The organism is Paenibacillus wuxiensis (assembly GCF_040195695.1).
Lineage (GTDB): Bacteria > Bacillota > Bacilli > Paenibacillales > Paenibacillaceae > Paenibacillus_B > Paenibacillus_B suaedae.
Genome location: NZ_JBEFZI010000022.1, coordinates 1 through 22,124 on the forward strand (window position 1 = coordinate 1; position 22,124 = coordinate 22,124).

General features: G+C 48.2%; 22 protein-coding genes. 20 read left to right on the forward strand and 2 right to left on the reverse strand.

What is annotated here, in order from left to right; genetic code table 11:
- Positions 1–846 precede the first annotated feature (846 nt).
- The 7 genes from ABN764_RS29135 to coaD all read left to right on the forward strand — a co-directional run bounded on the left by ABN764_RS29135 (position 847) and on the right by coaD (position 4,949).
- A complete protein-coding gene (locus ABN764_RS29135; protein ID WP_175400464.1) occupies positions 847–1,014 on the forward strand; it encodes a hypothetical protein in 168 nt (55 codons plus the stop codon).
- 118 nt (positions 1,015–1,132) lie between these two features.
- Positions 1,133–1,849, forward strand: coding sequence for a hypothetical protein (locus ABN764_RS29140; RefSeq protein WP_174810878.1), 717 nt, complete (start codon positions 1,133–1,135; stop codon positions 1,847–1,849).
- Positions 1,794–2,324, forward strand: a complete 531-nt coding sequence (locus ABN764_RS29145) for an accessory gene regulator ArgB-like protein (protein ID WP_446673833.1) — start codon at positions 1,794–1,796, stop codon at positions 2,322–2,324. The genes ABN764_RS29140 and ABN764_RS29145 overlap by 56 nt, the downstream gene beginning before the upstream one ends.
- A complete protein-coding gene (locus tag ABN764_RS29150; RefSeq protein ID WP_265332081.1) occupies positions 2,308–2,442 on the forward strand; it encodes a hypothetical protein in 135 nt (44 codons plus the stop codon). Before ABN764_RS29145 ends, ABN764_RS29150 begins: the two co-directional genes overlap by 17 nt.
- Positions 2,443–2,944: 502 nt before the next feature.
- On the forward strand, positions 2,945–3,529 hold the full coding sequence (locus ABN764_RS29155) for an NAD(P)H-dependent oxidoreductase (RefSeq protein WP_021256609.1): 585 nt from the start codon (positions 2,945–2,947) through the stop codon (positions 3,527–3,529).
- A gap of 238 nt (positions 3,530–3,767) precedes the next feature.
- Complete coding sequence (rsmD, locus tag ABN764_RS29160) at positions 3,768–4,358, forward strand: 16S rRNA (guanine(966)-N(2))-methyltransferase RsmD (protein WP_251486807.1); 591 nt, start codon at positions 3,768–3,770, stop codon at positions 4,356–4,358.
- A gap of 75 nt (positions 4,359–4,433) precedes the next feature.
- The gene (gene coaD, locus ABN764_RS29165) at positions 4,434–4,949 is read left to right on the forward strand and encodes a pantetheine-phosphate adenylyltransferase (RefSeq protein ID WP_138184996.1); all 516 of its coding nucleotides are present in this window, start codon (positions 4,434–4,436) and stop codon (positions 4,947–4,949) included.
- A gap of 53 nt (positions 4,950–5,002) precedes the next feature.
- Here coaD and ABN764_RS29170 read toward each other — a convergent pair whose 3' ends face one another.
- Positions 5,003–6,271 (reverse strand): nucleoside recognition domain-containing protein, encoded by a 1,269-nt coding sequence (locus ABN764_RS29170; protein ID WP_021256606.1) that lies wholly within the window; start codon positions 6,269–6,271, stop codon positions 5,003–5,005.
- Positions 6,272–6,317: 46 nt separating this feature from the next.
- On the opposite strand from ABN764_RS29170, the gene ABN764_RS29175 reads away from it, so the two are divergent.
- Positions 6,318–7,472 (forward strand): YlbL family protein, encoded by a 1,155-nt coding sequence (locus ABN764_RS29175; RefSeq protein ID WP_446673834.1) that lies wholly within the window; start codon positions 6,318–6,320, stop codon positions 7,470–7,472.
- Positions 7,473–7,692: 220 nt separating this feature from the next.
- Here ABN764_RS29175 and ABN764_RS29180 read toward each other — a convergent pair whose 3' ends face one another.
- On the reverse strand, positions 7,693–8,961 hold the full coding sequence (locus ABN764_RS29180) for a nucleotidyltransferase (RefSeq protein ID WP_251486803.1): 1,269 nt from the start codon (positions 8,959–8,961) through the stop codon (positions 7,693–7,695).
- A gap of 257 nt (positions 8,962–9,218) precedes the next feature.
- Here ABN764_RS29180 and ABN764_RS29185 point away from each other — a divergent pair, with 257 nt between their 5' ends.
- From ABN764_RS29185 to ftsY, 12 genes are all read left to right on the forward strand, one after another.
- The gene (locus ABN764_RS29185) at positions 9,219–9,734 is read left to right on the forward strand and encodes a YceD family protein (protein WP_021256603.1); all 516 of its coding nucleotides are present in this window, start codon (positions 9,219–9,221) and stop codon (positions 9,732–9,734) included.
- A 48-nt stretch (positions 9,735–9,782) separates the two neighbouring features.
- A complete protein-coding gene (gene rpmF / locus ABN764_RS29190) occupies positions 9,783–9,956 on the forward strand; it encodes a 50S ribosomal protein L32 (RefSeq protein WP_019424932.1) in 174 nt (57 codons plus the stop codon).
- Between the two features lie 267 nt (positions 9,957–10,223).
- Positions 10,224–10,844 carry a transcription factor FapR gene (fapR, locus tag ABN764_RS29195; RefSeq protein WP_028531217.1) on the forward strand — a complete coding sequence of 207 codons (621 nt, stop codon included), beginning with the start codon at positions 10,224–10,226 and terminating at the stop codon, positions 10,842–10,844.
- The gene (plsX, locus tag ABN764_RS29200) at positions 10,828–11,826 is read left to right on the forward strand and encodes a phosphate acyltransferase PlsX (RefSeq protein ID WP_065290312.1); all 999 of its coding nucleotides are present in this window, start codon (positions 10,828–10,830) and stop codon (positions 11,824–11,826) included. The genes fapR and plsX overlap by 17 nt, the downstream gene beginning before the upstream one ends.
- A gap of 10 nt (positions 11,827–11,836) precedes the next feature.
- Positions 11,837–12,823, forward strand: a complete 987-nt coding sequence (locus ABN764_RS29205; protein WP_446673837.1) for a beta-ketoacyl-ACP synthase III — start codon at positions 11,837–11,839, stop codon at positions 12,821–12,823.
- Positions 12,824–12,903: 80 nt separating this feature from the next.
- Positions 12,904–13,833 carry an ACP S-malonyltransferase gene (gene fabD, locus ABN764_RS29210; protein WP_446673835.1) on the forward strand — a complete coding sequence of 310 codons (930 nt, stop codon included), beginning with the start codon at positions 12,904–12,906 and terminating at the stop codon, positions 13,831–13,833.
- A gap of 120 nt (positions 13,834–13,953) precedes the next feature.
- Positions 13,954–14,700, forward strand: a complete 747-nt coding sequence (fabG, locus tag ABN764_RS29215) for a 3-oxoacyl-[acyl-carrier-protein] reductase (RefSeq protein WP_142543597.1) — start codon at positions 13,954–13,956, stop codon at positions 14,698–14,700.
- Between the two features lie 203 nt (positions 14,701–14,903).
- Entirely contained in the window at positions 14,904–15,140 is a 237-nt protein-coding gene (gene acpP / locus ABN764_RS29220) for an acyl carrier protein (protein WP_005551886.1), read from the forward strand.
- 122 nt (positions 15,141–15,262) lie between these two features.
- Entirely contained in the window at positions 15,263–16,501 is a 1,239-nt protein-coding gene (gene fabF / locus ABN764_RS29225) for a beta-ketoacyl-ACP synthase II (RefSeq protein ID WP_446673836.1), read from the forward strand.
- A gap of 12 nt (positions 16,502–16,513) precedes the next feature.
- Complete coding sequence (rnc, locus tag ABN764_RS29230; RefSeq protein ID WP_021256596.1) at positions 16,514–17,212, forward strand: ribonuclease III; 699 nt, start codon at positions 16,514–16,516, stop codon at positions 17,210–17,212.
- Positions 17,213–17,422: 210 nt separating this feature from the next.
- Positions 17,423–20,995 (forward strand): chromosome segregation protein SMC, encoded by a 3,573-nt coding sequence (smc, locus tag ABN764_RS29235; RefSeq protein ID WP_174807722.1) that lies wholly within the window; start codon positions 17,423–17,425, stop codon positions 20,993–20,995.
- 15 nt (positions 20,996–21,010) lie between these two features.
- Positions 21,011–22,027: a signal recognition particle-docking protein FtsY gene (ftsY, locus tag ABN764_RS29240; RefSeq protein ID WP_065290316.1), complete on the forward strand. Its 1,017-nt coding sequence runs from the start codon at positions 21,011–21,013 to the stop codon at positions 22,025–22,027.
- Positions 22,028–22,124 lie beyond the last annotated feature (97 nt).

The following is a 22,124-nucleotide window of genomic DNA, read 5'->3' on the forward strand; positions in this document are numbered from 1 at the left end:
GTAACCCATAGCTCGACCTTTTTCAAATCTAGAGTCGTCTCACAGGTAGTAAAAACCTACTTATGGGACAGCCCCTTTTTCAAGACGCATCATAAGTTCCATACATAAGGGTTTCTGACAAATTAAAACGGGTGCCCTATTGCTAGGACACCCTCATGGGAGATGTGGAAATGGATAAACGGTATTAAATGGTCATGAAGGATAAACACTTATAGAATAAGGGAAGCGCACTGTTGATAATGGATTGAAAAAAGACGCAAAAATGTAATGATTAATACAATTAATTAGTCCCCAAATTTCAAGTTCAGTCCCTATCGCCACTGAATAATACATCATCAAAAATGGAAGCTGTCTTTCGATCCACTGATTCGATAATATGCTCATAGACGTCCATGGTTGTTTCTATTTTAGAATGGCCCAATCCAATCGATTAGAGATCGATTTAGCATGAGCACATTCTCCGATTGATATGGAAGCCGACGTATGACGGAAGTCATAGAACCGTATGAACTTCAGTTTAGGAATTGTAGCGTTGAAATCCCTCCATTATTCTGTAAGCGATTTGGGACGGAACGGGATCCCGATTTTATTGCAAAATAAGAAATCCCCATAAGTTCCTTCCCAAATATCAGCATTATCATTTTTCATATTGTCCCATTCTGCTTTGTATAATGTTAATCTATCTACCACATACTACCTGAACATAAAGAAAGGATAAAAAGACATCAACAAGAGTGTGGACGACATTTTAAATGTTCAAAAACTTAGGTGAATCCCCAAGCTAGTCGAATTCCTTTTATCTAGGTTTTTCATTGGGTATACTGGATAAAAAGGAAGGGTGGTCAAATGAAGGTGCTTGGGATTCCAGTAGATGGTGTAAAGACCGGCGAGAATGATCCTTATGTCGAACTCGATGTAAAAGATGTGTATATGATAAAGGAGAATGAAAAAGGAATTGCGGTGTTTTACACAGCGTTTGGGGAGTTTTATGGATTGGCATTTTCAAATGATTGATTTCTAAGCTCTAGGTCATCTAGGGCTTTTTTTGTTAGTTCATAATGTCAATTAACATTACCATACTCTCAGGTACTGTCTTATAATAGTCTTATATAACTATAAAGGGTGGTGCAAAGTGAGTCAGTCTTTAACTTACATATTATTTAGTACCCTCGATGCTGCAGTTGTTAATGCTTTGATCCTAAAGATATATAAGCAGCCTTTATTAAGGTACAAGTATAAAATACTTGTTTTATCCGTAGCATTAGTAATATGTTCATTTTTAATGAGGACTGTAATTAATTTACCTGCTTTGGATTTGCCCTTGCAATATATCATATTTGTAATGTTTTACTATTCCGTGTTGGAATACAGGCTGCATTATGCAGCATTTATTATCGGATCAGGATTATCGGCATACATATCGATCCAAATGATTGTATACTACTGTTTGGCCGCCATAGGGATAGCTGATAAATCAGTAATATTTGTTTATACGGGGTTCCCTGTTAACGCTATTCAATTATGTTCTATTGTTGTTGGTGCGGCCATTGCCTTATTCCTATGGATGACGGGAAGAGGATTTTCATTCATCATCGTGCCGCCTCATGATACATTCAGAATTAAGTATTCAGAGTATAGTCATCGAATTGTTGTTATTTCGGGAATGATATCGGCAGTAACGATATTCCTGACTTTATTAATAATCCTGTCTCAGAATTACATATTGCTCATGATACTTTCATTAGCAAGCTTTGGCATTGCTTACTATTACTCGGATCGGGGAGATTACGAAAGTGTTAGAAGCGATATCGAGAAACATTGCAATAAAATTGAAGAAGAACAACCCTGAGAGCGATGTTGATGTAGAGGTTTTAGAATATGGAATTGCAATGAAATTAAATAAATATGGAGTAATCTTGATTACAGTAACTTTAGGGACTATCTTCGGACATCTATATGAATCTATACTAGCATTAGTGGCATTAGCTGCTATTAGAAGGTTTTCTGGAGGGGCACATTTTTCTTCACTAACTGCGTGTATGATCATATCCTCATTATTTTGTGTGATAACGCCTATGATACTCCTATCGAAAACGACTGCTGTTGTTTTGACTTTGGTATCCGTTTGTATCTATTATTTTCGAGCCCCAAATTGGTTTGAGGAACTTACTGTCCAGAAAAATGATATACTGTATAAGTACATAGCAATGTTGTTAGCAAGTGGTAACTTAATCCTGCAATCTAGTGTTATAGCGATTGTTTTCTTTGTACAAGCCTTAACATTATTACCGAAAGGAGGTGTCAAGGATGAAAAAGAACATTGAAATGTTTCTAATGAAACAATTGGAGAAAAGTGCTGAAAAGGAAGCGAAAAAAGCAAAGATCGTTTTCGGTGCTAAGAAACTCCCAACAGCTTTGAAGAACGTAAAGCATGAGAATTAAAATGCTACTTTGAAAAGTTCATCATATCCGGCAATATAATGCTTTAGCAACCGTATACATCACTTCAGTGAAATTAGTGAACGGTGTAGAGCATAGTTGGATATTGCTTGGACAGAGTATCCCGTTTTATTGGCTAAGTCCCCATTAAGTCCCCACCAAGATAATCTCGCTGAATAAAACAACATCTAAAGAACGTTTGAAATCTTAATGTAATAAGGGTTTTTCGCAAATTAAAACGGGTGCCCTATTGCTAGGACACCCTCATGGGAGAGGAGAAACCGGACGAAGAGCTTATGGGGAAACGTAAGTCTTCTCCGCGGTTGTCTACGACATTCGATGATGTCGATACTTTAATGATTGCCCGATTGGGCAGAAATATACATGTCGAAAAAAAATTGTACGGCTCGATAAATGATGCCGCTTTCTCACATCCTATAACCAAAATGAACTTGCCCAGCTGTATAAGCAGGGGTGATGGTCATATATGTAGGAGGAGATCGAGTTGAGGCATCTGATTATATACGCACATCCCAATCCGAACAGCTTCAATCATGCCATTATGGAAATGGTACAAGCTGAATTGGAGGATCAGGGACATGCCGCATTGGTTCGCAACTTGTATGAAATGGAGTTCAATCCGGTGCTGTCGGCCAAAGACTTCGAATTATTCGGACAGCATGAGCTGCCCCCTGATATTGAGGAGGAGCAGGGTCATATTACGTGGGCAGATCATATCATCATGATTTATCCAATCTGGTGGGCAAGTATGCCTGCCATTATGAAGGGGTACATCGACCGTGTGTTTTCGTATGGCTTCGCCTACAAATATGGTGCTGACGGCATAGAGAAGCTGCTGTTAGGGAAGTCGGCGCTGCTCTTGTCCACACATGGCAACACACATGAGCAATATGAGCAGAGCGGCATGTATGAGGCCATGCAGAAGACGACTGATAGCGGCATTTTTGAATTTGTCGGCATGAAAGTGCTTGTACATCGGTTCTTTGCCTCCGTGACGACAATTGACGATGAAGCGCGCAAGCAGATGCTTGTTAGTGTGAAGGAACTGCTGCAGAAGCTGCATAGATGAGTTGATGTTGATAGATAAGGCTTCTTATCGGAAACCCTATTTCCGGATAAGGAGCTTTTCTTTTTATAGAGGGATCGTGTAATAAAGAAGCTATGTCTGAATGAGGACACGTTTTCCTTTTTCAAATTAGGAGAAAATGTGGTACGATAAACGTCGAAATACAAGAAGTTTACCGTTACATACCATCATGATTATACGGATAAGCTGCGCTGAGGCGCATAAGAATGGGTGGAGTGAATTGAGAGTTATTTCAGGAACAGCAAGAGGTCGCTCGTTGAAGCCGGTACCCGGCATGGGGACGCGGCCGACGACAGATAAAGTCAAGGAAGCCTTGTTCAGCATGATCGGGCCGTATTTTGACGGTGGCTGTGTGCTGGATCTGTTCGCAGGAACAGGTGGACTTGGCATCGAGGCACTAAGCCGTGGTGCGGAACAAGCGATATTCGTGGACAAGGATCCCAAGGCTGTCGAAGTTGTGAAGCACAACGTTCAGGCGGCAGGGGTCGCGGAGCAGAGTGAAGTATACCGCAATGATGCCAAGCGGGCGATTAAGGCATTAACGAAGCGTGATATTTCATTTGAACTTATTTTTCTTGATCCGCCATATCGATTGAAGGATGCGGACGAACTGCTGGAGGGCATGTGGAATGACGGGTTAATCTCGAAGGATGCGACGATTGTCGTTGAGCATGACTCGAAGCATGAATATCCCGAAGAGATCGGTCCTCTCTACGTATGGAAGAAAACAGAGTACGGAGAAATTGGAATTACGGTATATCGGGTCAAGGAACAGACAGAGAAGGAAGCTGAGCTTGAACAGAACGCATAAGCTTCTAACCATATGAGGAAATGAAACGTGCAGAAGAATTTAATCTGCTGTAGGGCATAAGGAGGATCCATTGTCATGACGGAACATACAGAGCAAGTGCATGTGCCGCGCATTGCGGTGTATCCGGGAAGCTTCGATCCGGTTACACTTGGGCATCTTGATATTATACAACGAGCGGCTAAGCAATTTGATAAGCTCATCGTAGCGGTGTTGAACAATTTGTCGAAGCAGCCAACGTTCAGTGTAGAGGAACGGAAGGAGCTTCTTGGGCAGATTACTCAGCATATCCCGAATGTGGAAATTGACAGTTTCCGTGATTTGCTGGTCAATTATATGGAGCAGAAACAGGGCCATGTGATCGTGCGCGGAATTCGCTCTGTCACCGACTTCGAATATGAGCTGCAGATGGCTTCCACGAATCAGAAGCTTAACCCACGAGTGGAGACGATATTCATGATGACGAATCCGAAATATTCCTATCTGAGCTCAAGCATGGTCAAGGAAATTGCGAAATTCAATGGTGACGTCAGCGAATTGGTGGCACCTGAAGTAGAATTGGCACTGCGTGATAAATACAAAGATACGAAGTAAGCAGCAGGTCCATGTCGCCAGTATGAATCAACGGTCGATATGGACTTTTTTGTTTAGCCTCGGGTGAACAGCCGTCCAACGGTTTGTGCCAGTATGAATAAAGTGAATAGGAATAGACAGGCTACGGGAATGAGCATGGAAGCTTGTGCCCATATTGGCAAATGACTAATGAAAGTCAATAACGGAAGCAGGCTGCTTGATTCCGCGATCACAGGCGCATCATAGGCATTGGATGGGTTGGTTGCTAGCGTACATAATGCTGACATTGCTGAATCTGATGATTGGAGCAGGGAATGAAGTGGCGACCATAGCATATAAGTAAGCAGAAATGCACATAAGGCATGAAGCAGACGGGATAGTATAAAATGGCCGAAGCGTAGATCCGTCGTCTTCATAATGCTGTGAACTTGAAGAAGAGCACTGATGCCGCTCCAGGCAATAACGGAACTGAGCAGCGCTGCTTGAAATACAGGAGATGAGAACGCTGCTGAACCGAGCGTATATGCCGCTAAATTTACTTCAAGCAATCCGTTCAAGATATATTTGCCAAGCTCCTGCGGAATTGCGATGCGCAGCACTTGAATGATAACGGAGAATATCATCATATAGCCGCCGACCATCATTAAGGTTTGGACAGCTGAAGTAACGGACTCGCCCAGCATTCTGCCGAAGGGACGGCCATCCTGACGATGGGCGCCCTCCATCTGCCCAATGATCCGTTGGTAGAATTTCTGGTGAGATTTCGATAGTGAGGCAGATGTGCGTAATGGTTGCGACTCAGGGCGCATGCGGTGAATGAACCGCATTAGAAGTGTAGTTAGGATAGAGGAAGCCCAGTGAATAATTGCGATGATTAGCCCAAGCTCAGGCTTCTGCATAAACCCAACACCTACGACTGCTATAATAAAAAGGGGACTGCTCGTATGGGACAGACAGAGCAGCCGCTCAGCTTCCTGACGAGATAGAACCTGTTGATTGCGCAGTTGGGCAACAGCCTTGGCTCCTGCTGGATAGCCGGCCGTCCAGCCGACCGCCCACGCCCAGCCGCCAACTCCAGGCAGACGGAACAACAAACGCATAAGGGGGTCCAACAAGGAACCAAGTCCATGGACGAATCCATAAGCGTAGAGCATTTCAGACAATACTAAGAACGGCAGCAATGCCGGGAATATAATGTTCCACCATATTTTCAAGCCTTGAAGTGATGCTTGGAATGCTTGATCCGGATACGATACAATGCAAATAACGAGAAGAACTGCCATACTTCCCATCAACAGCGTCGTTAACGGGTGTTGGGATAGCGGCGTTCGAAATGAAAACATGATGTTCACCTCTTGCAACAGTATTGGAAGTAGGGTACTTCCACATATGTACGTACCAAAGACAGGCTTTAGACCAGTTTGTACAACGAAGCAGGGGCGAGCGGAAGCAGCAGGAGGGAATGCAATAATGGAAGAAGAAGCAGTACGTGACAGCCAAGGCTCGAAGCGTTGGCGATTAGGCAGTTGGAAATGGTTCTTTGCAGCACTCTTGTTCTTGTATGTGATGGTGTATATGCCAACACCATATGTGATATATACGCCGGGCAGTGCCGAGCAGGTGAAGCCAATGGTAAGTGTCCAAGCTGGAGACGACACAGAAGAAGGGACATTTATGCTTACCACGGTGCGCCGCACATATGCGAACCTTGCATTGCTATTATGGAAATCATTTGACCCGCATGCCGAGTTTGGGAAGAAGGCAGATTCCCTACAAGGAAGAAGCGAACAGGAATATGTGACTGAGCAATTGTTCAACATGAGTGATTCCCAGCTAGGCGCGGTACTGGCTGCCTATAACCAGTTGAAGATCCCGTACCAATTGAAATCCGAAGGCGTGTATGTTATTTACAACTACCCGAACCTTGCGCACAATGAGTTCGAGACCAATGATCGGATCATCGAAGTCGATGGTAAGCCGGTTAATGATTTCGAAGCATTACAAGCAGTTATGAAGGGCCGCAAAGCTGGAGAAACGGTGCAGGTCAAGGTTGAGCGTGACAAGAAAGAGAAACTTGTAAAGGCGACATTGGTGGAACTGACGGATCCAAATAAGAAAGAGGAGAAGCGAGTTGGCTTTGGTCTTCGGTACGGACAACGCAAGGAAGCTATACCTGAGGATATAGGGAAAACCATAACCTTCAAAGACAGTGACATTGGCGGTCCATCCGCTGGGCTTATGTTTACCTTGGAGCTGATAAACCGCTTAACCCCAGGAGACTTAACTGAAGGCTATCGGATAGCAGGAACAGGAACGATTGATCCTGGCGGGAATGTAGGCGTGATTGGTGGCATTCAATTTAAGGTTGTGGCTGCTGATCGTGAGAAGGCGGCGCTGTTCCTTGCTCCAGAAGGCAATTATGCGGAAGCGAAGGCGAAGCTCGAAACGATGAATACGAAAATGAAGCTGGTATCGGTACGTACAGTGGGCGATGCACTGAACGCAATTCAGAAGTTTGGCGCCGAGCAGAAGGCTGCTCAGTAAACGTATAGAGTAAAGCGAAGGGCTCGTGGAATAAGTAGCGGCGAGCTCTAATAGCTTGAAGCACAGCTTGTCTGATCATGGAGTGGGCAACTATCGTGATGCAGATATGAGGGAATACAGGCTGATATATCTTCTCAATATGAAATAATGGCTAGATAGACAAAAGATCGAGGTGAGGGCGAGATGCTCCCATGCTCGATCTTTTGTGCTTATTCTTCCCTCAGTTTGATTGATGTCGCCGAGGTGACTCGTAATAGTCCCGATAAGCATCACGAGCATTCCAACGCCCAAAGGCGTTCGCATACAGCGATGTTGCTCGGATATCAGCTTCCAGGCCGCAATAACCTCCGAGATTGAAGTTATCGCGATTCACGCTTAACACAATCGGCAGTTCTGCGCTTTGCTTCATTCGCTTCAGCAGGGCGCGTCCTGTGTCCGTGAACCCAAGAACTCTAATGTACCAGGGCCCTTTCTTCAAGCCATCGGATCCAAAATGGAATTTGTCATGGTGAAGCAAAATATGCGCGAGCATCCGCTGCAGCTTCGTTCGGGTATAGCGCTTCGTCTTGAGCTGCTCAAGCAGGGATTCCACGCGTTGTGCTGTCATTTGGCCGAGTGCCTGTTTCACCCGGTACTCGAGCCCTTCCGTAACCTCTAGATGACGCGCAATGGATTCAGGGGACAACTGATGTAGCCGATATATCAGCTCACGCGTATAACAATCCCAGCTCATTGGTGCTCTGCCGAAGCGATGCTCCTGCTCAAGAATACGCAGTGTGCTTGGCGGCAAATATTGTGCGCATGTCTCGAGAGTGCCTTCTTCCGTCCATAATCGTCTAATGGCGGTTGCGCTCGCGATTGAGCCTTCTGGTGCTTCCGTATCATGGTAGCCAGCCTGTGTGCGAGCAATCGTGTGCGGTTTGATTGCGCTATTCAATCGGCGGAGCGCCATTACATAGTGCAGGCCAAGGGAATTGTTGGGCTGCGCCATCCAGTCTGCAGCCTCGGATGAAGAAGGGCTGGTGCGGCTTGCCGTCATTGCTTGTCCCGCTGCTGCGGCATAAGCAGCAGGGTAGGTTAAACCTGCCTTCAGATGCTCCTGCAGCTGATCTGTGAAGCCCGAAGGCTCGTTAACGAGGATATCTGCTGCACGTAAGAACGGTTCAACATCACCAAGCTCGCTGCCGAAGCAGAGAGCGTCAACTACGCCTGTCGCTTGCAGGGTGGCAACAGCGCCGTAGGCGAACCATTCCGCAGGCTGAACAGCGTAGGCCACAGGCAATTCGAGGACAAGGTCGACACCATTTGCAAGTGCCATATCCGTTCGCGACCATTTATCGGTCAAGGCTGGTTCGCCACGCTGTAGGAAATGTCCGCTCATGACAGCGACCACTGCGTCGCAATTTGAAACTTTTTTCGATTGCTGGAGATGATATACATGACCGTTATGCATCGGATTGTATTCAACAACGATTCCGAGCGTTCTCATTCACGTCTCTTCCTTTCAGGCGCTGAATGCGGTAATATGGTATCTCAATAGTATCTATAGTAGATGCATTGAATGCTTATTGACGGATCTCTTTCCCAGACAATCCACGGGTATTGATAATCAAATCATACCATGATTGAATGGTTTTCCATAGGAAGGGGAATCGCGCTCCGGCTCTGGCAAACTGTCAAACGAATTTGGTTGACAAAGCATGACGTTAATCGCTATAATTAATTTTGTTTGTTTGGAGTGATAGTATGGAATTTCGATTTCGAGACATAGTTGCTGGTAGAGGGGAAACGCAGATTGATACGGCATTTCGTGCCGATGAGGTAGCGCGTGAGCGCTCTGATGTTGCCATTTCTGAACCGGTTCATGTCGAACTGTCGGTAAAGGCGGAAGGTGATGGGTTCGCTCGAGCTCATGGCAAGCTGACCGCTAAGATGGAACTGCAATGCTCGCGTTGTTTAACATCGTTTACCGAGACGTACGTTATTCCGTTTGATGAGCAGTTCAAGCTGAAGGACTCTACTGATCTTCCCGCTGAAGGAGATGAGGAGGACGTCATTACGGTGGCGGACGACCTTGTCGACTTGAAGCCTTACGTGGAAGAGGCGCTCTTAATGAACTTGCCGTACGCGCCGCTATGCGACGAGGCGTGCAAGGGTTTGTGCCCGACTTGCGGCACGAACCGCAACGAACATCCATGCGGATGCTCGACTGAGCGAATCGACCCGAGACTGGCGGGGTTACAAGATTTCTTTAAGAAATAGAAAGCTGACAGTAGAAATAACACGTAACTTGGGTAAGGAGGTGTAAACATGGCAGTACCTCAAAGAAGAACGTCGAAAACACGTCGTGACAAGCGCCGTACGCACTTCAAATTGTCCGTGCCGGGCATGGTAAAATGCGAACAATGCGGTGAGTTGAAATTGGCGCACCATGTATGCAAAGTGTGCGGAACATACAAAGCTAGAGAGATTATCAAACAATAATCGGATATCTATGCAGGAAAAGTAGTACTTCGTGATCTCACGGGTGCTACTTTTTTTGTTCTCTTACCCTGGATAATATTAGGAGGAAAAGAGGGGGGATAAAAACTGGTGCTTTCCTTTAGACCCATTTTTATATATACTACTCTTAGTACCAGGTTCTAAATACCTTTTTTCAAATCGATGAAAATGATCTATGATATACATAAGGGTTGGACAGTCAGCTTATGCGGCAAGCCAAGCCTTTAGCATATTGGGCAAAGAGCAAAGGTGGTGCGGGACATCGAGCGTTTACCTAAGAGACAGCGTCAGCAGCAGCTGGCCGCAATCATTGAAGAGAATCCATTCGTGACTGATCAGGAATTAACCCGCAAGTTGAAGGTGAGTATCCAGACGATTCGGCTTGACCGGATGGAGCTCGGGATTCCTGAATTAAGGGAACGATTGAAGCTAATGGCAGAGCAATCCTACGATCAAGTAAGATCCTTGCCGCTACATGAAGTTATTGGTGATATTGTTGACCTGCAGCTGGATCGCAGCGGGATATCGATATTTGAAATCCGTGATGAACACGTCTTCTCAAGAACACATATCGCACGCGGTCATCATCTGTTCGCGCAAGCGAACTCGCTTGCGGTTGCGGTCATTAATGACGAGATTGCATTAACGTCATCAGCGGATATTCGCTTTCTTCGTTCCGTGAAGCTGGGAGAGAAGTGTATCGCGAAAGCGTATGTACGCTCAATTTCAGGCGAGCGAAGCAAGGCGAAGGTGGAAGTGTTTAGTTATGTGGGAGAAGAAATGGTGTTCCAAGGGAACTTTGTCATTTATCGTTCGGCAGGAACGGTGATTAGCAGCGAAGGAGGAGAACTGCATGAGAATCGCCATTGATGCGATGGGTGGAGATCATGCGCCGAAGAGCAATGTAGAAGGTGCATTGGCGGCAGCGAAGGAATGGTCGGATGTTGAACTGCTGCTTGTGGGAGACGAAGCAAAGCTCACTCCGTATATGACCACTTCCCCATCGAATGTGCGCATCATTCATGCGCCAGATACAATTGAAGCGGATGACGAACCGGTTAAGGCAGTTCGTCGCAAGAAGGAAGCCTCGATGGTTGTTGCGGGACGTATGGTTCGTGAAGGTGAAGCGGATTGCATGATATCGGCAGGCAATACGGGAGCGTTGATGACGACAGGGCTTCTCATTGTAGGCCGTATGAATGGTGTGGAGCGGCCTGCACTGGCTCCAATGATCCCGACGATGGATGGCAGAGGCGTGCTAGCGCTGGACTTGGGTGCGAACATGGATGCCAAGCCTGAGCATCTTGCGCAGTATGCCTTGATGGGCAGTATTTATCGCGAGAAGGTACATGGCATGGCGAAGCCGCGCGTCGGACTGCTGAACGTAGGTACAGAGGCGATGAAGGGCAATGAATTGACGAAGCAGGTCTATCCGCTGCTCGCGGAGCTGCCGATTCAATTCGTAGGCAATGTCGAAGCCAGAGACGTATTGGAGAGTACTTGTGACGTACTCGTGTGCGATGGATTTGCTGGCAATGTCATGTTGAAATCGCTGGAAGGAACGGCAAGTTCCTTATTTGGCGTGTTGAAGCGGGAATTCACGCGTACATGGTATACGAAGCTTGCGGCAGCGATGTTGATGCCAGCACTCAAGGGCTTGCGCAAGACGATGGATTACAAGGAACATGGCGGAGCACCGCTGTTAGGTTTGAATGGACTTGTAATTAAGGCGCACGGCTCTTCAGATGCGCGAGCCGTCCATAATGCGGTTCGGCAAGCACGTTTAGCGTTGCAAAATGATTTGATTGAGACGATTTCTATGGGAGTCGGCGGAACTAACAGTGGGAAGTGAGTGATGCGTGATGAGCTTACGGTCAGTAGGAATCATTGGGACAGGCAAGTACGTACCCGAACGTGTGTTGACTAATGCGGACATGGAGAAAATGGTCGATACAAACGATGAGTGGATTGTATCACGAACGGGAATTAAGGAGCGCCGGATCGCGGCAGAGCATGAGGCAACCTCTGACTTGGCTTTTTATGCAGCGGAGAAGGCACTGGAAGCGGCGGGCATCTCAGCAGAAGAATTGGACTTGATTGTAGTAGCTACCGTGACGCCAGATATGTCATTCCCGGCCACAGCTTGTCTTGTTCAGAAGCGGCTTGGGGCGACGAAGGCGGCAGCATTCGATTTGTCAGCAGCATGCTCTGGATTTGTATATGGACTTGCTAACGCAAGCAACTTTATTGCAATGGGCACATATAAGTACGCACTTGTAATCGGTGCAGAATGCTTGTCGCGCATTACGGATTACACGGATCGCAATACTTGCATCCTGTTCGGAGATGGTGCGGGTGCAGCGGTGCTTGGTCCAGTACCGGAAGGCCGAGGATTCCAATCCTTCGTGCTTGGCGCGGACGGCAATGGCGGTGAACTTCTGAAAATTGAAGCCGGTGGTTCGCGTATGCCTGCGTCGGCGGAGACGGTTGAAAACAAGCGCCATTATCTTTATATGAACGGTCGCGAAGTATTCAAGTTCGCTGTTCGCATTATGGGGAATGCGGCAGAAGAAGCGATTGAGAAGGCAGGCAAGAAGAAGGAAGATATTAGCTTGATGGTTCCACATCAGGCGAATACGCGGATTATCCATGCAGCTCTGGAGCGGCTGAACCTGTCGGAGGACAAATGCGTTATTAATTTGCCTTACTATGCGAATACGTCGGCAGCTTCCATCCCGCTTGCACTTGCAGAGGCTGCAGAGCAAGGTCGCATTCAAGAGGGAGACACGATCCTGCTCGTTGGCTTCGGAGGCGGCTTGACATGGGGAGCTTCGGTTATCGTTTGGTAGAGGGATGTCCTTCTCCGTGATTAAGGAAAACACAGTTCTGATTTATACTCATTCATGGATAAATTAAGGAGTGGACAATCTTGGGTAAAATTGCATTCGTTTTTCCTGGACAAGGTGCTCAAGCGGTTGGTATGGGCAAGGACGTCTATGAGGCCGTTCCTGCTGCACAACAGGCTTTCGATACAGCTGAGCAGGTACTTGGATTCCCTCTGAAGGAGCTCGTATTCAATGGGCCGGAGGAAGACTTGAAGCAGACAGCAAACACGCAGCCAGCGCTTCTTGTTACGAGCTATGCACTGTATCGCGCGTTTGAAGCGTCTGGTGTTCGTCCAGACTTCGTCGCAGGACACAGCTTGGGTGAATATAGTGCGCTTGTTGTAGCGGGGGTTCTATCCTTCGAGGATGCAGTCGCAATTGTGCGGCAGCGCGGACAATTCATGGAGCAGGCTGTTCCGCATGGACAAGGTGCCATGGCGGCTGTATTAGGTGCAGAGCGCGAGCAGTTGGGAGCGCTGTGTGATGATATTAGCCGAACAACAGGTTCAGTAGAGATGGCGAACGTAAACTGTCCTGGCCAAATCGTTGTATCAGGTACAGCGGAGGGTGTAGCGGCGGTTGCCGAACGTGGGAAAGAGGCTGGCGCTAAACGTGTAAAACAACTGGAGGTTAGCGGGCCATTCCATTCGCTGTTAATGAAGCCAGCAGCAGAACGACTGGGCGAAGTCTTGAAGACCGTTGCTTTCCAAGATGCTTCTGTACCGGTTGTGGCCAATGTATCTGCACGTCCAGAGGAAGCGGGCGAGCTACTTCGCGAGCTGCTCGTAGAGCAAGTGTTCTCGCCAGTATTGTGGGAAGACAGTGTGCGCTATATGATCGAGCAGGGCGTTGATACATTCATTGAGCTGGGTTCAGGCTCCGTTCTTGCTGGACTGATTAAGAAGATAGACCGTTCGGTGAAGATTCTATCGATCAATAGCCTGGCAGCCATAGAAGCGTACCTTGCAGAATAATTGCAGCATTCATGCAATCGATATTTTTATCTATCCTATGTCTGCAATTATCATTCTAGTGATACTGGGCGTAACCCGCTGCGGAATACGCCCGGGCAAGTATAAGGGAGGAACATGACCATGTCGAGCTTTGAAGGCAAAGTGGCGGTTGTTACAGGCGCTTCTCGCGGCATAGGACGAGCAATTGCGCTAAGTCTGGCTGAGGCTGGTGCAGATGTTGTTGTGAACTATGCAGGCAGCGAAGCGGCAGCTAAGGATACTGCAGCTGCGATCGAGGCAATGGGACGCAGAGCCATCACCGTTCAAGCAAATGTGGGCAAGACAGAAGAGGCGGATCTTCTTGTAAAGACAGCGTTGGATCAATTTGGCCGTATTGACATATTGGTGAATAATGCCGGAATTACAAGAGATAATTTAATTATGCGGATGAAGGAAGAAGAGTTTGATCAAGTCATTGAGACGAATTTGAAGGGTGTATTCAATTGCGTAAAGGCAGTGACTCGCCCGATGATGAAACAGCGCTCTGGCCGCATTATTAATATCTCGTCCGTCGTAGGTGTAATTGGCAATCCGGGTCAAGCCAACTATGTAGCAGCTAAAGCTGGTGTAATCGGCCTTACTAAGGCGTCTGCGCGCGAGCTTGCATCCCGTGGCATTACCGTCAACTGTGTGGCGCCAGGCTTTATTGAGACAGATATGACAGATGCACTGTCTGAAGAGATGAAGGGGCAGCTGCTTAGTCAGATCCCGCTTAATCGTCTAGGTCAGCCAGAGCATATTGCTAAGGCAGTTCGCTTCTTGGCATCTGATGATGCGGAATATATGACAGGCCAGACGATCCATGTGGATGGCGGCATGTACATGTAGGAGGCTTCTCCGTTCATGGCAGCATGAACGTTAAGCGATATAATGGGTGGGTGTGCATAAGTGTTGAGCGATCAGCAATAAAGCATCTTTTCCCTAATAAGTGGAAACGACTGTGAGAGATCAGGTCGTTTCTACCAGCAAGCCGTTTTGATATGGCAATTTACAATGTTTTTTCGTATAATACCAAAGAGGAGGTGAACCGGATGTCAGCAGAAGTGTTGGAGCGTGTAAAGCGCATCATCGTTGAACGCCTTGGCGTTGATGAGGCAGAAGTAACGCTTGAAGCATCTTTCAAGGAGGATCTTGGCGCTGATTCCCTCGATGTTGTGGAATTGGTGATGGAATTGGAAGATGAGTTTGATATGGAAATCTCTGATGAAGACGCGGAGAAAATTACTTCGGTTGGAGAAGTAGTGAATTACATACAATCTCATACCTAAGTTACTGAGTCCCGTTCTTCGTTAACGGGACTTCTCCTCATTATTGCAATATCTGAATGCGGCGCTATGCCGCATTCTCCATCATATAGAAGCTTGAACTGCAGAAGTAGAGGTGATTCTGATTGAAGCACAGGGTTGTAGTGACCGGCATGGGTGTCGTGACCGCTCTCGGCTCGGATATTGAGACATTCTGGAATAACCTGTTGGAAGGGAAGTCTGGAGTATCTCACATAGAAGCGTTTGATGTTACCGATTATCCGACGAAAATTGCCGCTTCCGTGAAGGATTTCAATCCAGAAGATTTCATGGATAAAAAAGAAACAAGGCGTATGGATCGATTTGTTCAATTCGCAGTAGCTGCAAGTAAGAACGCCTTGGAAGACGCGAAGCTGGACGTAAGAGAACAGACGAATCCAGATCGTGTTGGCGTTATCGTCGGATCCGGTATTGGTGGTCTGGGCACATGGGAAGATCAGCATACGATATTGATGGAGAAAGGCGTTAAGCGCGTTAGTCCATTCTTCATTCCGATGATGATTGCGAACATGGCATCTGGCCAAGTCTCCATCACTGTTGGAGCTCGCGGACCGAATACAGCAGCTGTATCCGCATGTGCGACGGGGACGCATTCCATTGGCGACGCATACAAGATTATTCAGCGCGGCGACGCGGATGTAATGATCTGTGGCGGAGCAGAAGCGACGATCCGTCCGATCGGTATGGCAGGCTTCTGCGCGATGCGTGCGATGTCGACTCGCAACGATGAGCCAGAGCGCGCTAGCCGCCCATTCGATGTAGACCGTGACGGTTTCGTTATGGGCGAAGGAGCAGGCGTACTTGTTCTGGAGTCGCTGGAGCATGCTCTAGCACGCGGCGCTCGTATCTATGGGGAAGTGGCTGGCTATGGGATGAGCGGTGACGCTCATCATATGACAGAGCCTGACCCGACAGGAGCAGCATTGTGCATGACTCGTGCGCTGGCGGATGGCGAATTGGCACCAGAGCAGATTGATTACATCAACGCACATGGTACCTCGACTCCAGTAGGAGATCGTTCGGAGACGAAAGCGATTAAGTCAGCGCTAGGCGACCATGCTTATAAGACAGCAGTGAGTTCAACGAAATCCATGACAGGGCATCTTCTCGGTGCAGCAGGCGGCGTAGAGGCAGTCATTTGCAGCTTGGTACTGCAGCATGGCATGATTCCACCGACGATCAACCTGGAAAATCAGGATCCGGAATGTGACCTCGATTACGTTCCGAACGTAGCTCGTAAAGCTGATGTACAAGTAGCGATGTCCAACTCATTTGGCTTCGGCGGACATAACGCTACAATTGTCTTGAAGAAATACGAAGCATAAGGAGTCAGACAGTTGAGTGTAGAATTGAAGCAGTTACAACAGAAACTGAACATTCATTTTCGGAACAGACAGCTGTTGAAACAAGCGTTCACCCATGCTTCCTATGTGAACGAACACCGCTTCGGCCAGCACCAAGACAACGAACGCCTTGAATTTTTGGGCGATGCTGTGTTGGAGCTGACGGTGTCAGAATTTTTGTATCACCGATGTCCGACACGGCCCGAAGGGGAGTTGACCAAGATGCGTGCTTCCATCGTCTGTGAGCCATCTCTTGTCAAATTTGCTAACCAGCTTGGTTTCGGCAAGTATGTTCTGTTAGGCAAGGGAGAGGAGCTGACGGGAGGACGTACGCGTCCCGCATTGTTGGCGGATGTTTTTGAATCGTTCATCGGCGCGCTCTATTTGGATCAAGGCTTAGAGGTGGTGCGGGATTTTCTGCGTGAGCATATTTTCCCGCAAATCACGCTTGACGGCAAGCTGCAGACGAATGATTACAAGACACAGCTGCAGGAATTGACGCAGCATCACAATTTGGGTTCGCTCGAATATCGAATTATCGAAGAACGCGGCCCAGCACATGAACGTGAATTCGTATCTGAAGTATGTATGGGTGACGAATGTTTAGGTCGCGGAGTTGGCCGCTCGAAGAAAGAAGCGGAACAACAAGCCGCGGCACAGGCGCTCGAGCAATTAGTCATTCCGAAATCATAACGTACTGTAAGGCCGGCGCGTGCGTCGGCCAGTTTCGCAGAAAGAGCAAAGAACAGCGCGCGAAGCGAGCGGAATTGGAGCTGCTTACAGGCTGGTTTTTGCTCTTTCTTTGTCCGAAGCTACGTTACCGCGCGGAAATTTGACAGCATGTCCATGCGACGATTCGGATTCGCGATATGGTACAATAATCGTTGAGGTGATCGTAGAACGATGTTCTTAAAAAGGTTAGAACTGGCGGGCTTTAAATCGTTCGCGGATCGGACGGAATTAGAGTTCGTCCAGGGAATCACCGGCGTTGTCGGCCCAAACGGCAGCGGAAAGAGTAATATCTCTGACGCAATCCGTTGGGTGCTCGGGGAACAGAGCGCCAAGTCACTTCGCGGCGGCAAGATGGAAGACATTATCTTTGCAGGCAGTGATGCGCGCAAAGCAGTGAACTATGGAGAAGTGTCCTTAACGCTCGATAACAGCGATGAAACACTTCCGCTTGATTTCAATGAAGTGACGGTGACACGTCGTGTGCATCGAAGCGGCGACAGTGAATATTTTATTAATAAGCAAGCTTGTCGATTGAAGGATATCACCGAACTGTTCATGGACACAGGAATCGGGAAAGAAGCATATTCCATTATCGGACAAGGCCGAATTGAAGAAATCCTCAGTACTCGTTCAGAAGATCGTCGTGGGATATTCGAAGAGGCGTCTGGGATTGTGAAATACAAGTCTCGGAAGCGAGACGCGAAGAAGAAGCTGGATGAGACCGAGCAGAACTTGCTCCGCATTCACGATCTTGTGGTGGAATTAGAGGATCAGATCGGGCCGCTTAAGGAGCAGTCTGAGAAGGCTAGACACTATAAGCAGCTTCGTGAATGGTTGAAGAACAAAGAAATTGCAGTTTACGTTCATCAAATAGAGGAGCTTCACATCACTTGGCAACAGGCGAACGAGAAGCTAGGACAGTTGAAGGGACGTGAATTGTCCTTGTCAACGGTAGTAAGCGAGCATGATGCCAAGCTGGAAGTGCACCGCATTGAGCTTCGCAAGCTGGAAGAGGAGCTCGAGAAGCTCCAGGCAACGCTTCTTCATTACAGTGAGGAGTATGAGAAGTGCGAAGGACAAGGCGAGGTTCTGAGGGAGCGCAAGCGGAATCTGACGTCCAATGAGCAGCAGATGAAGACAACGCTGACGACGACTTCGGAACGAATGCGTGCGAAGCAGTTGGAAGTGCAATCTGTTCGCGAGAAGCTGTTGGCCTTGCAGACTGAACTGGCTGAAATTCGCGGACTTATCGTTGCCGAAGAGACACGGCTTGCTGGCGTAGCTGGCGGGACAAGCTCAGACGCGGAAGAGAGCTTGAAGGGTCAGCTGCTCGAAGTAATGAATCAAATGGCGCAGCAGCGCAATGATATTCGCTACTATGACCAGCAGAAGGAATCCCTGCAAAAGCGGCTCGATAAAATGAATACAGCACGCAACAAGCGCGAGCAGGAGCAGAAGGATCTTCAGAAGAAGGTCGAAGATGCCAAGCGCCGCAGTGAAACGCTAACAGGAGATTTGGCGTACATTCGTAATCGTTATCTTACAGAGAGTGAGCAGTTGAAGCAGGATGAGTCGCTTCTCTCCGAGACGGAGCAGGCTGTGCGCAAATGGCAGCAAAAAGCCGATGCAATGGTGTCTCGTCGTGATACGATGCAGGAGCTGCAAAATGACTTTGACGGCTTCATGCTCGGCGTACGGGAAGTGCTTAAGGCTGCACGTCGACCGAATGGATTGCAGGGCGTACATGGTGCAGTTGCAGAGTTGATCCGTGTGCCAGAGCAATTGGAGACGGCGATTGAGACTGCACTTGGCGCAGCCTTACAGCATATCGTTATGGAGAATGAGACGGTATCGCGGAATGCCATCATGTTCCTGAAGCAGCGTCAATTAGGACGTGCGACATTCTTGCCGCTGGATGTTATTCGACCACGCACCTTACATGAGACAGATCGTCGAATTGTGAATGGTACGGAAGGCTTTGTAGGTGTAGCGGCGGATTTGGTAAAGTCGGACGACATGTATGCAAGTATTGTCGGCAGCTTGCTCGGCAATGTGGTCATTGCGAAATCGCTGGAAGATGCGAACCGAATTGCGGCGAAGCTGCAGTACCGTTATCGTGTGGTGACGCTTGAAGGCGATGTTGTCAATGCCGGCGGCTCAATGACAGGCGGAAGCTTGAATAAGAAGAGCGCGAACCTGCTCGGACGCCAGCGTCAATTGGAACAGCTGGAAGCAGATATTAAGGAAGCTGATAAGCAGCTTGCCAAGCTGACGGAGACGTATACGGAGCTGAAGCAGCGCACAACGACGGGACTGAAACGGCTCGATGACCTTCGCGAGCAAGGCGAAACGAAGCGCATCAATGAACAGCAGCTGACGAGCGAGATTGCGCAGCTGGAGAAGGAAGAACGCCAGTTGGCAGAAGCGCTCGAGGTGGAGCAGCAGGAGCTTACACACGCTGCGGAGGAGATGTCCACGCTGGACGCTGGGCGGCGTACCGCGGAGGCTCGGCTTGACGAGCTGAAGATTGATGAGGATCGGCTGCATGTCTCGATTGAGACAGCGGAATCTGCTCGCAAGGCGAATGAGTCAGAGAAGGAAGTGCTGCAATCACAGCTTACGGACTTGAAGGTTCGCCAAGGGAAGCTCGATCAGGAATCATTCTCGCTGCAGGAGCAGCTGACACGCTCTGAGCAGGAAGCCAAGGCTTATGAACAAGAGTATACGCAGTTGACGCAAGGGTTGATTCAGGTACAGATTGATCTGGAGACCGCTGAGCGTGAGACGATGAAGCAGACTGAGGACCTGAACCATTTCCATGTAAAGAAACAAGAAACGGGCAAGCAGATTGAGTTCAAACGTGCGGATCGTGCACAATGTGTGGCAAGACTGGAACTTGCAGAAAGCGATACGAAGGAGCAGCGTACGGAGCTGAAGCAAGTGGAGGAGTCGATGCGTCAGACGGAGATTCAAGCGAATCGCCTTGACGTTGAACTGGATAACTTGCTGCGCAAGCTCAGTGAAGAGTACGAGATTAGCTTTGAACTGGCGAAGCATCGATACGTAGTACCTGAGAACATTGAGGAAGCGAAGCTGGAAGTGCGCGATCTGAAGAAACAGATTGCAGCACTTGGCGAAGTAAACCTTGGTGCGATCGATGAGTTTGAACGTGTGAATGAGCGCTATCAGTTCCTCAGTGAACAGAAGAATGATCTGATCGAAGCGAAGACGACGCTCTATCAAGTTATCCGCGAGATGGATGACGAGATGTCGAAGCGGTTCAAAGCAACATTCGATGCGATCCGCAAGCAGTTCGTTGTCGTGTTCTCCAAGCTGTTCGGCGGTGGACGGGCTGATCTCGTTCTGATTGATCCGGAACATATACTGGAAACGGGGATTGACATTGTGGCGCAGCCACCAGGCAAGAAGCTGCAAAATTTACAGCTGTTGTCCGGCGGTGAGCGTGCCTTGACAGCAATGGCGCTGCTATTTGCGATATTGCATGTGAAGCCAGTGCCGTTCTGCGTGCTTGATGAGGTTGAAGCGGCACTCGATGAAGCGAACGTTACACGCTTCGCCCAATATTTGCGTGAATTCTCCGAGCAGACTCAGTTTATCGTCGTCACGCATCGCAAAGGGACGATGGAAGAAGCTGATGTACTGTACGGTGTCACGATGGAAGAGGGCGGCGTATCGAAGCTCGTATCCGTGAAGTTGGAAGATGACGAAGCAATCATTGCATAAGGGGCGGGGAAGGACATGAGTTTTTTTAAGAAGCTGAAGGAAAGCATCGCGGCAAAGACCGAGTCCGTAACGAATATTTTCAAGGAAGGCTTGGAGAAAACTCGCAAAGGGCTCGTGGAGAAAGTAACGGAGCTTATTACGCGGCGCAAAAAGATTGATGAAGCTTTCTATGAAGAACTTGAAGAAATCTTAATCGGTGCCGATGTTGGTGTGACAACGGTTATGAACTTGATTGATGAGCTTCGCGCTGAGGTGAAGAAGCGTAAAATCGAGGAAGCAGCTGAGCTGCAGCCGGTATTGTCCGAGAAGCTTGTCGGGCTTCTGCGTGGCGATGATACAAGCAAGCTGAATATGAATCCGAATGGCATGACGGTTATTTTGTTCGTTGGTGTCAACGGTGTCGGCAAGACGACTACGATCGGAAAATTGGCACATCGGTTCAAGCAGGAAGGTAAATCTGTCCTTCTCGCTGCCGGAGACACATTCCGTGCCGGGGCAATTGAGCAATTGGAAGTATGGGGCCAGCGTGCAGGAGTCGATGTCATTAAGCAACAGGCAGGCTCTGATCCTGCTGCGGTCATGTTCGATGCGGTGCAGGCTGCGAAGCAGCGCAATGTTGATGTGCTGCTCTGCGATACAGCGGGCCGCTTGCAGAACAAGTCGAACCTGATGGAAGAACTGAACAAGATCTTCCGCGTCATTCAGCGCGAAGTACCTGACGCTCCGCATGAGGTGTTGATGGTGCTTGATGCGACCACAGGGCAGAATGCCCTCAATCAAGCGAAGCTGTTCGGCGAGAAGAGTGGAGTTACCGGTTTGGTGCTCACGAAGCTTGATGGTACAGCAAAGGGCGGTATCGTCATAGCAATCCGTCAAGAATTGAACCTGCCTGTTAAGCTTGTAGGTCTCGGCGAGAAGATGGGGGATTTGCAGGAATTCGATTCTGAGCAGTTCGTCCATGCCTTGTTCGCAGGATTGATTGCAGAAGCAGAACAAGCAGAAGATGAGCAAGCGGATGATCAGCAAGCTTAAATCGAATCTGAATACGGATTGAAGGGGGTGTCCCAAAAGTCTAAAAAGACTTGGGACGCCCCCTTGTTTTCAAATATGTAAAACAAAAAGAAACCGT

What these genes read in the sequence shown, in the direction of transcription:
- ABN764_RS29185 (WP_021256603.1), top strand. Translation starts at nt 9,219, where the DNA reads ATGGAATTTCGATTTCGAGACATAGTTGCTGGTAGAGGGGAAACGCAG.
- ABN764_RS29170 (WP_021256606.1), bottom strand. Translation starts at nt 6,271, where the DNA reads ATGTTTTCATTTCGAACGCCGCTATCCCAACACCCGTTAACGACGCTG.
- acpP (WP_005551886.1), top strand. Translation starts at nt 14,904, where the DNA reads ATGTCAGCAGAAGTGTTGGAGCGTGTAAAGCGCATCATCGTTGAACGC.
- ABN764_RS29135 (WP_175400464.1), top strand. Translation starts at nt 847, where the DNA reads ATGAAGGTGCTTGGGATTCCAGTAGATGGTGTAAAGACCGGCGAGAAT.
- fabG (WP_142543597.1), top strand. Translation starts at nt 13,954, where the DNA reads ATGTCGAGCTTTGAAGGCAAAGTGGCGGTTGTTACAGGCGCTTCTCGC.
- ftsY (WP_065290316.1), top strand. Translation starts at nt 21,011, where the DNA reads ATGAGTTTTTTTAAGAAGCTGAAGGAAAGCATCGCGGCAAAGACCGAG.
- rpmF (WP_019424932.1), top strand. Translation starts at nt 9,783, where the DNA reads ATGGCAGTACCTCAAAGAAGAACGTCGAAAACACGTCGTGACAAGCGC.
- ABN764_RS29175 (WP_446673834.1), top strand. Translation starts at nt 6,318, where the DNA reads ATGTACGTACCAAAGACAGGCTTTAGACCAGTTTGTACAACGAAGCAG.
- smc (WP_174807722.1), top strand. Translation starts at nt 17,423, where the DNA reads ATGTTCTTAAAAAGGTTAGAACTGGCGGGCTTTAAATCGTTCGCGGAT.
- coaD (WP_138184996.1), top strand. Translation starts at nt 4,434, where the DNA reads ATGACGGAACATACAGAGCAAGTGCATGTGCCGCGCATTGCGGTGTAT.
- plsX (WP_065290312.1), top strand. Translation starts at nt 10,828, where the DNA reads ATGAGAATCGCCATTGATGCGATGGGTGGAGATCATGCGCCGAAGAGC.
- ABN764_RS29150 (WP_265332081.1), top strand. Translation starts at nt 2,308, where the DNA reads ATGAAAAAGAACATTGAAATGTTTCTAATGAAACAATTGGAGAAAAGT.
- ABN764_RS29180 (WP_251486803.1), bottom strand. Translation starts at nt 8,961, where the DNA reads ATGAGAACGCTCGGAATCGTTGTTGAATACAATCCGATGCATAACGGT.
- ABN764_RS29205 (WP_446673837.1), top strand. Translation starts at nt 11,837, where the DNA reads ATGAGCTTACGGTCAGTAGGAATCATTGGGACAGGCAAGTACGTACCC.